The 10,448-nt window shown below is 70.6% G+C and carries 9 protein-coding genes and 1 pseudogene; 6 read left to right on the top strand and 4 right to left on the bottom strand.

The features are described 5' to 3' along the window. Positions 1-109 precede the first annotated feature (109 nt). Positions 110-2,428: an N-acetylmuramoyl-L-alanine amidase gene (locus tag PV342_RS24730; RefSeq protein ID WP_400801978.1), complete on the top strand. Its 2,319-nt coding sequence runs from the start codon at positions 110-112 to the stop codon at positions 2,426-2,428. Positions 2,429-2,605: 177 nt separating this feature from the next. Here PV342_RS24730 and PV342_RS24725 read toward each other — a convergent pair. After that, a pseudogene (locus tag PV342_RS24725) lies at positions 2,606-3,007 on the bottom strand (transposase family protein); the annotation flags it as partial. Positions 3,008-3,046: 39 nt separating this feature from the next. Here PV342_RS24725 and PV342_RS24720 point away from each other — a divergent pair. After that, positions 3,047-3,421, top strand: a complete 375-nt coding sequence (locus tag PV342_RS24720) for a hypothetical protein (protein WP_500318700.1) — start codon at positions 3,047-3,049, stop codon at positions 3,419-3,421. Between the two features lie 300 nt (positions 3,422-3,721). Here the strand turns inward: PV342_RS24720 and PV342_RS24715 are convergent, their stop codons facing one another. Further along, positions 3,722-4,066 carry a hypothetical protein gene (locus PV342_RS24715; RefSeq protein WP_400801982.1) on the bottom strand — a complete coding sequence of 115 codons (345 nt, stop codon included), beginning with the start codon at positions 4,064-4,066 and terminating at the stop codon, positions 3,722-3,724. A gap of 1,183 nt (positions 4,067-5,249) precedes the next feature. On the opposite strand from PV342_RS24715, the gene PV342_RS24710 reads away from it, so the two are divergent. The 3 genes from PV342_RS24710 to PV342_RS24700 are packed head-to-tail and all read left to right on the top strand — an operon-like array spanning position 5,250 to position 8,524. Next, positions 5,250-6,149, top strand: a complete 900-nt coding sequence (locus PV342_RS24710) for an alkaline phosphatase family protein (protein WP_500318699.1) — start codon at positions 5,250-5,252, stop codon at positions 6,147-6,149. A gap of 5 nt (positions 6,150-6,154) precedes the next feature. Further along, positions 6,155-7,420 (top strand): MFS transporter, encoded by a 1,266-nt coding sequence (locus PV342_RS24705; protein WP_500318698.1) that lies wholly within the window; start codon positions 6,155-6,157, stop codon positions 7,418-7,420. Between the two features lie 21 nt (positions 7,421-7,441). After that, positions 7,442-8,524 (top strand): TolB family protein, encoded by a 1,083-nt coding sequence (locus PV342_RS24700; protein WP_400801986.1) that lies wholly within the window; start codon positions 7,442-7,444, stop codon positions 8,522-8,524. Here PV342_RS24700 and PV342_RS24695 read toward each other — a convergent pair. Together PV342_RS24695 and PV342_RS24690 are read right to left on the bottom strand one after the other, a co-directional pair. Beyond that, positions 8,493-8,915, bottom strand: coding sequence for a TOBE domain-containing protein (locus tag PV342_RS24695; RefSeq protein WP_386988968.1), 423 nt, complete (start codon positions 8,913-8,915; stop codon positions 8,493-8,495). The two genes, PV342_RS24700 and PV342_RS24695, sit on opposite strands and share 32 nt — an antisense overlap. 93 nt (positions 8,916-9,008) lie before the next feature. Then, positions 9,009-9,434, bottom strand: coding sequence for an ATP-binding protein (locus PV342_RS24690; protein ID WP_018556952.1), 426 nt, complete (start codon positions 9,432-9,434; stop codon positions 9,009-9,011). A 181-nt stretch (positions 9,435-9,615) separates the two neighbouring features. On the opposite strand from PV342_RS24690, the gene PV342_RS24685 reads away from it, so the two are divergent. Next, positions 9,616-10,383, top strand: coding sequence for an IclR family transcriptional regulator (locus PV342_RS24685; RefSeq protein WP_386988963.1), 768 nt, complete (start codon positions 9,616-9,618; stop codon positions 10,381-10,383). Positions 10,384-10,448: the final 65 nt, after the last annotated feature.

The raw sequence follows: 10,448 nt of genomic DNA, 5'->3' as shown, positions 1-10,448 counted from the left end.
AGGGCCGTCCGGCCCTTCTGGTATAAAGCGCTTGCTGTTTCTGAGGTTTAAAAAATCAACCAACGGTACCCACGGCTACCCAGGGGTGGGACGGGGCGGGGAAGAGAACATGCGGCGAATACGTCTGCGCGGGCGTGCCTGGCTCGCGATCGGGGCGGTCGTGCTCGGAGGGGCCGGTGTCGTCACCGCCGCGTCCGTGGCCAGCGGCCCGGAGGGGACCGCCTCGTCGGCGGCCTCGAAGGGGCCGGTGCCCAGTGCGGTCCAGTCACTCGCCCTCAAGGGCGAGGGCGGGGAGCGCGGCGTGGCGCAGCGCGACACGAAGACCTTCGGCCTGCTCGGTGTGACGTGGGACGACCCGCGCACCGCGCTGGACGGTACGGTTCAGGTGCGCACCCGTTCGGTGAAGACCGGCGGGTGGTCCGACTGGCACGCGGTCGACCCGCACTACGACGACGCTCCGGACCCGAAGACCGAGGGCGCCACCCGGGGCGGATCGGCACCGTTGTACGTGGGTCTCTCCAACGGTGTCGAGCTCAAGGTCGTGTCGGCGAAGGGCGCGTCGGGCACCCTCCCGAAGGGTCTCCAGCTCGAGCTGGTGGGCGACGCCGAGAAGAGCGGCAACGATGTCGCCATGGCGCCCGCCGCCTTCGCGGCGGACGCCGAGGAGACCACGCCTCCGCCTGCCGACCCCTCGGCGACCGACACCCCGCCCGACTCGGCCACGCCGGATCCGGAGGTCTCCTCTCCGAGCGAGACGGCGACCCCGTCGACCTCGGCCCCGGCACCGGACTCCTCGGCGTCCACGAGTGCCTCCCCGAGCGCGTCCGCGAGCACGTCCGCCTCCCCCTCCACCTCGCCGTCGCCGAGCTCGACCCGGCCGACCGCCCCCGCGTCCACCGTGGCCAAGCCGGCCATCGTGAGCCGCGCCGGCTGGGGTGCGGACGAGAGCAAGCGGGAGGCCGGGGACCCGCCCTACGCGGACAAGGTGAACGTGGTCTTCGTCCACCACACGGACACCGCCGCCGACTACGACTGCAGCCAATCGGCCCAGATCGTGCGGTGGATCTACGCGTACCACCTCTCGCAGGACTGGCGCGACATCGGCTACAACGCCCTTGTCGACAAGTGCGGCACCATCTTCGAGGGCCGCTACGGCGGCCTGGACCTGCCGGTCATCGGCGCGCAGACCTACGGCTTCAACACGCGCAGCTGGGGTATCGCCGCGATCGGCACCTTCCAGGTCATCAACCGCGTCCCGGCCACGCCGATCTCCTCCAAGATGCTCGGCTCGATCGCGGCGCTGTCCGCGTGGAAGCTCGGCCAGTACGGGATCAACCCCAATCCCGGCAGCAAGACGCAGACCCTGGTCGAAGGCGCGGAGAACAGCCCCCCGTGGGTCTACAACAAGTCGTACGCGTTCAACCCGATCTCCGGGCACCGTGACGGCTTCGCCACCGCGTGCCCCGGTCAGAACCTGTACGACAAGCTGGCCACGATCCGCTCGTACGCGGCCGGGGTCGCCGCTCCGACGCTGAACGGCGTCAGCGGCGCCACGCTCTCCGGGACCTCGTACTACACCAAGGGCACGGCCACGGTCTCGTGGAAGGAATCCACCCCGTACGCCGTGGTGAAGCGCTTCGAGGTCCTGGTCGACGGCGCCGTCGCGGCCACCGCGAGCCGTACCGCCACCTCCGCGGCGATCACGGTTCCGGCGGGCAAGCACACGGTGACCGTGCGGGCGGTGCACAACAACAACAAGACCGCGACGTCGGCGAGTTCGTACAGCGTGGTCGGTGACACGACCAGGCCGACGTTCACCACCGCCCCGTCCGTGAAGATCCGCAACGCCACGGTGTCCAGCACCTCCGTGCCGGTCTCCGTGACCTGGAAGGCCACCGACAACGGCGCCCTCAAGAGCGTCGCGGCGACCGCCCCCAGCACCGCCACCTTCGGCCCGACCACCACGTCGTGGAGCACCACGGGCAAGGTGAACACCGCGGTCACGTACGGCCTGAAGGCCACCGACGCGGCCGGGAACTACGCCACCGCCTCGGTGAGCCGCACGGCGGCGATCCTGCAGGAGACCTCGGCGACGAAGTCCGGTACCTGGTCGACGAAGAGCTCCACCAGCTACCTCGGCGGGAAGTCCTACACCTCGTCCTCCAAGAACGCCAGCCTGACCTGGACGTTCACCGGCCGCTCGGTCGGCTGGGTGGTCTCGCGGGCCTCGACCTCCGGCCAGGCGTACGTCTACGTCGACGGGGTCAAGACGGCCACGGTGGACCTCAAGTCCTCCACCACCGCCTACCGGCAGACGATCTGGTCCAAGACCTGGAGCACCAGCGCCAAGCACACGCTGAAGATCGTCGTCGTCGGCACCTCCGGCCGCCCGGCGATCACCACGGACGGCATCACGTACGTCAAGTGACGCACTGACGCAGCAACAACAAGGTCCGGGGGACGCAATACGCGTTCCCCGGACCTTTTGTCGGTCAGGCACTCGCTCGGGCTGGCCGCCACCCTCGTCCAGCCTTTGGCAGCTATGGGCTGTCCCGTAATTGATCAGGCTCGTCTGCGGGTGTGCCGATCCGGTCCCGTCGGTTGGTTAGGCAGCCTGCAGGAGGTTGTGCAGGCGGGCGATGCCGAGCATGGCGTGGTGGAAGCCGTCGCCCCTGAGCCGGCAGTCGCGCAGGATCTTCCAGGTCTTCATGCGAGCGAAGACGTGCTCGACGCGCGCGGACCTGTTCGTGGGAGCGATTGTGTTCCTGCTTCCACTGCGGGGAGTTCCCGCCGGGTGGGCGGCGGTGCGGGATGACCAGGCCGGTGCCCAGATAGCCGCCGTCAGGCGATGGTCGTGGTCCTGCCGGCGGCGGCCTTCGCCCCCCGATTCCTCCCATGCCTTGCTGTCGTGCCGGTGGCCGGGCACCGGGCGTCCGATCGCCACGACCAGCCGGAAAGGCGTTGGATGTAGCATCGCGCGTCTCTGGGCGGCTCGGCCGTTGCCCGACTATTCCTGGCGCACACCAGCATGGCGAAAGGCTGATCCGTGGGTACTGAGAAAGTACGGCTTTTCCCCACAGCCGACAGCCCGCAGTACAGCGCTGGCTCCTGGTTGATCGGCTGGGTGGTCTTTCTGGGATCGGGGTCTGCGGCCGCGGTGCTGCTGCTCAACTCCTGGGCGAGCTGCCACCTCGGTCGCCATGCCCAGCCGTTCGTCTGGTTGGTGGTGGCGGTGATCGGTACGGCGACGGCCTCGACCGTGCTGTGGGCTGTGATGCGCAAATTGACTGGCCGCCAGGGCCTGTTGAGACCCCTGGCATTGACGGTTTTTGCCACAGTGGTACTGCTCGGACTCATGCTGGCGACTTGGTATCAGTCGCCGGGCCACCCTGACAGCCTGTGCGAATCGGGCATTCTGTAGGCGTGGTGGCCGAGATAGCTGCCCCGGTGAGGTGGGCCCGGGCCATCGGGGGAACGCCGCGAGTCGGTGAACAAAACCATCCGGATCGCCTGCGCCGTCGTCAAAGCCCGGCAAGCAGGACTGGATCGCCTCACCCAGCCAGCGGTTCCGGGACAGCCCTTGGTGGTCGGACGTCCTGTCCGCGGCTATGGCCGGGTACGGGGCGACCAACCCTTCCGCATGAGTTGACCCGCTCGACCGGGGGCGGCGGTCGGCCGCCAGATCAACCCTGCAGCCCCAACCCACACACATCAGCAGTTGTCACAACGGCAACCACTGGGGCCACCAGGGCGGAATGTTGTCCGGAGCGCAGGCGCTCACGCTGACGGGATAGCCGTCCGGGGCACGCCAGCCCGCCATGAGAATCCAGTACATGCAGAGTGTACCGAGGATCCCCATTGCCGTGGCAAGAAGCAGACTTTTCCCGCCGAACGCCCCGAACGATATTGCCCAAATGAGCGCGGCGGCACCCCAGGCGGCAAAGAAAACGGGAATCAAGGACCAGAAGTTCGCCGATGCGTTGATTCCTATTTCGCATTCGTTCCAGGCCCTGGCCAGCATCGCCATGCCGCCATACCCGGCCACCACTCCGACGATCGGACCCACGAGGCAACCGACAAGACGACGAGCCGCTTGCAGGTCTCCGGACAATGTCAAACCTCCGCGGCGGGGCAGGGCGAGCGCCCCGCGGAGCGGGACACTCGCCACACATCCTGGTAGTAGGAACTGTGCGACCACTTGCCAAGCTGTTGATTTGTGCGACGATACTGCACGTCAGGGTACTCACTGAGCTGACCGATGACGTCTTGGACGCTCCTTCGGAATTCACCGAACGTCACATCTGACCCGCATGTGCCGTACATGTCGATTCCAGCTTGCACGGTCAGGGCGCCACCCGGGTCCGCCTTGCCGATAGCGCCACTGCAGTGGGCCGCCGCACCGGCATGGAGCGCCTCTCCCGTAACTCCGGCAGCGCGCCCGAGGTACCCATGGTGGAAGTTAGGACCAGACGTATAGAAGACCTCCGCCTTCTCACCCGCAATCTCGAAGTACCAAGTCGTCGGCGTTTTCGGCCGAGAGGCCAAGCCTTCGTTCCGCCTTCGCAGGTGCACATAACCGAAGCACACTCGACGAGCTGGTGCCCGTCCAGTTCGAGGCGGCTGATGGGAGTGCCTCCGCCGAAGGCGTCATATCGGCTAGGGCCCCATTGAACATATTCCGCCTGGGTCGCGCCGTCCTCCGTCGTCCCGGTGTGGTCCAGCGGGTCGAGAACGTGTCTCTGGGACTCGACAACGTGGTCGAAGCCGTCGTAGACGCTCCGCTCGATGACCTTCCCGTCGGCGGTGACGGTCTCCTGGGGCCAAAAGCATCGTAGGCGCAGTTCCCCGTCGAACTGCCGGTGGTCGCGGTCAACGGTCGGTGGCGGAGGGCGCCTTCGGCCGGGCCACCTGCGGCGCGGCGGCTCCGACGACAGCTTCTCCCGCTTCCCCCGCAACCTCCTGCGCGGTGACCGAAGGCACCCCGCGCTCGAGGCCACGAGCGCACGCTCCGGCAATCCTCTTGCATGCCGACAAACCCCCTTTTGCGAAAGGTAGTTGACAGCGCGTCACACACACGCCGACCCGAACCCACCGCGCTTCGGGGCCCTTTTACCTGCCCTTGACCTCAAGATCCAGAACGTACGCACCGTTCCCCTGACCTTCATTTCCGCGGCGCTTCGGACGTCCACGGCCCCCTCCTAACCTGGCGCGGCACCACTCCCCCGTCCCCCGCTTTCCGGAGGTCCGCCGTGTCCGGCTGGTCCCTGCCCCGCCCCCGCCGCTCCGTCACCGCCCTCGCTTCCGCCCTCGGCGTCGCCGCCGCCTCCCTCGGCCTGTGGGCCGGGCTCGGCGGCTCCGAGACCGCCCACGCGGCCGGCAGCGTGCCGAACCCCGACCACGTGGTCGTGGTGATGTTCGAGAACCACGCCTACAACCAGGTCATCGGCAGCTCCAGCGCCCCTTACATCAACAACACGCTGAAGGCCGGCGGCGCCAGCCTGACGCAGTCGTACGGTCTCACCCACCCGAGCCAGCCCAACTACATGCAGATCTTCTCGGGCGGCAACCAGGGCGTCACCGACGACGGCTGCTACACCCCCGGCTTCAGCTCCAAGCCCAACCTCGCCTCCGAGCTGATCGCCGCGGGCAAGAGCTGGGCCAGCTACAACGAGACGCTGCCCAGCCAGGGTTCGACCACCTGCAGCAGCGGCACGTACGCCCGAAAGCACAACCCGTGGTTCGCGTTCAGCAACGTCCCGACGTCGACGGCGAAGACCTTCGCGCAGTTCCCGACGGACTTCACCACCCTGCCGAAGGTCTCCTTCGTGGTGCCGAACCTGTGCAGCGACATGCACGACTGCTCGGTCTCCACCGGTGACACCTGGCTGAAGAACAAGCTGGGCGCGTACGCGACCTGGGCGAAGACCCACAACAGCCTGCTCGTCGTCACCTTCGACGAGGACAACCGGCTGAGCGGCAACCGCATCGCGACCGTGCTGTACGGCCAGCCGGTCAAGGCTGGTTCGTCGTCCGCGACGACCTACAACCACTACAACATGCTCCGTACGCTGGAGGACCTGGCGGGTCTCGGCACGCACGCCGGCAACGCCGCCTCCGCCTCGGACATCACCGGTATCTGGGCGAGCTGAGGCCGGTGTACGTCGCGGACAGCCGCGGCGGAGCCGGCACCGAGGTCCGGGACGCGTCGCGTCCCGGACCCCGGGCCACCGCCGTCGCCCCCACCGTCCTCGTCCTGGGCACCGTCAGCCTGATCACCGACGTCTCGTCGGAGATGGTCACCGCGGTGCTCCCCCTCTACCTGGTCGCCGGGCTCGGGCTCTCCCCGCTCGGCTTCGGCCTGCTCGACGGCGTCTACAACGGCTTCAGCGCGCTGGTGCGGCTGGTCGGCGGCCACCTCGCCGACCGGGGCGGCGGCCGGCACAAGGCCGTGGCCGCCGTCGGGTACGGACTGTCGGCGGTGTGCAAGCCCGCGCTGCTCCTGGTCCACAGCCTGCCCCTGATCGGTGCCGTCCTCGCGGTCGACCGGACCGGCAAGGGGCTGCGCACCGCACCACGAGACGCGCTGATCTCGCTGTCCTCGGCGCCGGAGACGCGCGGACGGGCCTTCGGCGTGCACCGCGCCATGGACACCGCCGGGGCGCTGCTGGGACCGCTGGTCGCGTTCCTCATCCTGCGGCAGGCCGCCGAGGGGTACGACGCCGTCTTCACGGTGAGCTCCTGCGTGGCCGCCCTGGGCGTGCTGGTGCTGCTGCTCTTCGTACCGGGCGGCCGCGGCGGGGCTCCCGCCACCGCCCCCGCCCCCGCGTCCGCGGACTCGCCCGCCGCGCCCTCGCTGCGGGCGTCCCTGGCGCTGCTGCGCCGCCGGGACGTGCGGCGGCTCACGGTCTGCGCGACGCTGCTGGGCCTGTCGACGGTCAGCGACTCCTTCGTCTACCTGCTGCTCCAGCACCGCCTCGGCGTCCCCGACCGCTGGTTCGCGCTGCTCCCCCTGGGCACCGCGGCGGCCTTCCTGCTGCTCGCGCTGCCGCTGGGACGGCTGGCCGACCGCGTGGGCCGCTGGCGGATGTTCCTGGCGGGGCACGTCGCCCTGCTCGCCGCGTACGGGCTGCTGCTCGCGCACGGCCCGGCGTACGCCGTCCTGCTGCTGCACGGCGCCTTCTACGCCGCCACGGACGGGGTGCTGATGGCCGCCGCGTCCACCGCCGTACCCGACGAGCTGCGCGGCGCCGGGCTCGCCCTCGTCCAGACCGGGCAGGCCACGGCCCGCTTCGCCGCCTCCCTGGCCTTCGGCGCGGCCTGGACCGCCTGGGGCGACCGCACGGCCCTCACCACCGCCGCGCTGGCGCTGACGGTGTGCGCGGTCTGCGCCGTGTACCTGCGTCCCGCGCAGAGCAAGTGACCCCCCGAGGAAAGGCCCCCCATGAACACCCGCAGCCGTCTGTTCGTGCTGCTCGCCGCCGTGGCGGCGCTGGCCGCGGTCGCCGCCGTGTCCGTGCTGCGCGCCGCCGACCGCGCGGCGGAGAAGGACCGCCCGCAGGCGGGCGGCCCCGCGGTCACGGCGGGGTCGGTGACGCTGGCTCCGGACACACCCCGCATGGTGTTCCGCAACATGGCGTGGGGCCCGCACCGGGACGAGCTCGCCACCGTCCCGGCCGGCAGCCCCACGGCGGCGCGCACCGCCTCCGACGTCAAGTGCCTGCGCTTCTACGCGGCCGCGGGCACCGGCATCTGCCTGCAGTCGGTCAAGGGCGCCGTCCAGGACACCTACCGCGCCGTCGTGCTCGACGCCCGGCTGCACGAGCTGCGCCACTTCCCCCTCGCGGGCATCCCGACCCGGGCCCGGGTGTCGCCCAGCGGGCGCATGGCCGCCTGGACGGTGTTCGTCGGGGGCGACTCCTACGCGGGCACGAACTTCTCCACCCGTACCTCCGTCCTCGACACCCGTACCTGGGCCCTCGTCGCGAACCTCGAGGACTTCCGGATCATCCGGGACGGCCGGCCCTACCACGCCGCCGACGTCAACTTCTGGGGCGTGACCTTCTCCGACGACACCCACTTCTACGCCACCCTGGGCACCGGCGGCCGCACCTACCTCGTCCGCGGCGACGTCGCGGCCCGCTCCGTCCGGACGCTGCGCGGCAACGTCGAGTGCCCCTCGCTCTCACCCGACGGCACCCGGCTGGTCTTCAAGAAGCGCGTCGCGGGCCTGTCCCCCGACGCGCCCTGGCGGCTGTACGTCCTGGACCTGGCCACCATGCGCGAGACCCCGCTCGCCGAGCGGCGCAGCGTCGACGACCAGGTCGTCTGGCGCGACGACCACACGGTCGTCTACGCCCTCGCCGGGGACTTCGGCGCGGACCTGTGGACGGTGCCCGCCGACGGCACCGGCACGGCCCGCCGCATGATGACGGCGGCGCTCGCTCCCGCCTACCTCGGACAGGCCCTGCCCGGCCCCGGCCGGGGCCCCGCCCTCAGGTCGCCAGCGACACGTCGGTCGCCTTGACCAGCGCGACGACCTGGGCGCCCTCGGCGACGCCCAGCTCGTCGAGGGCCTCACGGGTGATCACGGCCGTCAGCTCACGGCCGCCCCCGAACGCGACCCGCACGCTCGCCATGGCCTCCCCCGACGCCACTCCGGCGACGGTCCCGGGGATGCGGTTGCGGATGCTGATGCCCTGCACCGGGGCCGTCGCCAGGGACACCTCCGTCGCCTTGATCAGCACCGTCACCCCGCCGCCGGGGATGATGCCGAGCTCCCGCACGGCCTCGGCCGTCACGGCCGCAGTGAAGTCCGGTCCCCCGCCGTCGAGTCGGACCGTGACCACGGCCATCACCTCGCCCGGGACCACCGAGGCGACCTTGCCGTCGATCTGGTTGCGAATGCTCAGTGCCATGAGCGGCACCGTAAGCCCGTCTGCGGCGTGCCGCGCGGAACGACCCGCCGCCCGCCCCGGGCCCGGGCGGCGGTCTGCCCCGCCTGCTGCGGCTCAGGCGGTGACCAGGTCCGCCCAGCGGGTGAACCCGGCGCGGTCGGCACGGATGCCGTGCCGGGTCGAGAGGGCGCCCACGATGCCGAGACCCCGGCCGTGCTCGTCGGGGTCGGTGGATCCCCCCGGCATGCATGGCCGGGCCGACGGGCCCGAGTCGGTCACCTCGATGTGCAGGGCGCTGCGCCCGTCGACGTCCGTCCAGCAGATGCGCAGGGAGGCGGGGCCGTCGGCGTGCACGATGGCGTTGGTGGTCAGCTCGGAGATCACCAGCAGCGCGTCCTCGGCGACCTCCGGGCACAGCTCCCACTCCGCCAGCACGCCCCGCACCCGCCGGCGCACCACGGACAGGGCGCCTGGGATGTGCGACAGCGCGCAGACGTGCACATCCTCGCGCTGCGGCATCGTCTCGGGCTCTGCCGCCATGGTGTCCTCCTCCCAGGGAAATCCCGCCGGGTGGACTCCCGGACCTGCACGAAAGCTTCCGAGACGGGACATCGCGGGTCAATGAATCGGGGTCGCCATTGTCGAACGCCGCCCTCATAGGCCGAACGACCTGCGGAAACGCGCTGATGCCCATCGAGGTTGCCGGGGATAGCATCGACGTATGGCCGGCCCGCTGCAGTCCATCGAACGGGCGGCGGCGATCCTCAGGCTCCTGGCCGGCGGTCCCCGCCGGCTCGGGCTGGGCGAAGTGGCCGCCTCCCTCGGACTCGCGAAGGGCACCGCGCACGGGATCCTGCGCACCCTCCAGCACGTGGACTTCGTCGAGCAGGACCCGGCGACCGGGAAGTACCAGCTCGGGGCGGCCCTGCTGCACCTGGGCACCAGCTACCTCGACGTCAACGAGCTGCGGTCCCGTTCGATCAACTGGGCCGACGCGCTGGCCGCCCGCAGCGGCGAGGCGGTACGCCTCGGCACCCCGCTGGAGGGCCAGGTCCTCGTCGTCCACCACGTCTTCCGGCCCGACGACAGCCTCCAGACGCTCGACGTCGGCGCCCTGCTGCCGCTGCACGCCTCCTCGCTCGGCAAGATCCTGCTGGCGTACGGGGCGGCGCCGCTGGAGCCGCTGCTGAAGGAGGAACTGGAGGCGTACACGCGGCACACCCTGGTGGTCCCGGATGACCTGAGCCGCGCGCTCGCCGAGATCCGCGAGCAGGGCTGGGCGGCGGAGGTCCAGGAGATGTCGATGGGCGAGGCCGGGGTCGCGGCGCCGATCCGCAGCTCGGGCGGCCTCGTCGTGGGCGCGATCGGCCTGTCGGGCCCGGTCGAGCGGATCTGCGACACCAGGAGCCGCCCTCAGGCGTCCCTGGTCACGCTGCTCCGGGAGGCCGCCCGGGCGATCTCCAGGGACCTCGGCGCCGCCCGATGGTGAGGCCCGCCCGCGCTCCGGACACGGTGGGCACGAGGAGCACAAGAAGCACGAGGAGCACAGAAAAC

The organism is Streptomyces sp. PA03-3a (assembly GCF_033792735.1).
Classification (GTDB): domain Bacteria; phylum Actinomycetota; class Actinomycetes; order Streptomycetales; family Streptomycetaceae; genus Actinacidiphila.
This window is presented reverse-complemented; position numbering and strand designations above follow the sequence as displayed.

Excerpts from the sequence above, each read along its gene's own strand:
- PV342_RS24730 (WP_400801978.1), top strand. The coding sequence starts at position 110 with ATGCGGCGAATACGTCTGCGCGGGCGTGCCTGGCTCGCGATCGGGGCG.
- PV342_RS24700 (WP_400801986.1), top strand. The coding sequence starts at position 7,442 with ATGAACACCCGCAGCCGTCTGTTCGTGCTGCTCGCCGCCGTGGCGGCG.
- PV342_RS24695 (WP_386988968.1), bottom strand. The coding sequence starts at position 8,915 with ATGGCACTGAGCATTCGCAACCAGATCGACGGCAAGGTCGCCTCGGTG.
- PV342_RS24690 (WP_018556952.1), bottom strand. The coding sequence starts at position 9,434 with ATGGCGGCAGAGCCCGAGACGATGCCGCAGCGCGAGGATGTGCACGTC.
- PV342_RS24685 (WP_386988963.1), top strand. The coding sequence starts at position 9,616 with ATGGCCGGCCCGCTGCAGTCCATCGAACGGGCGGCGGCGATCCTCAGG.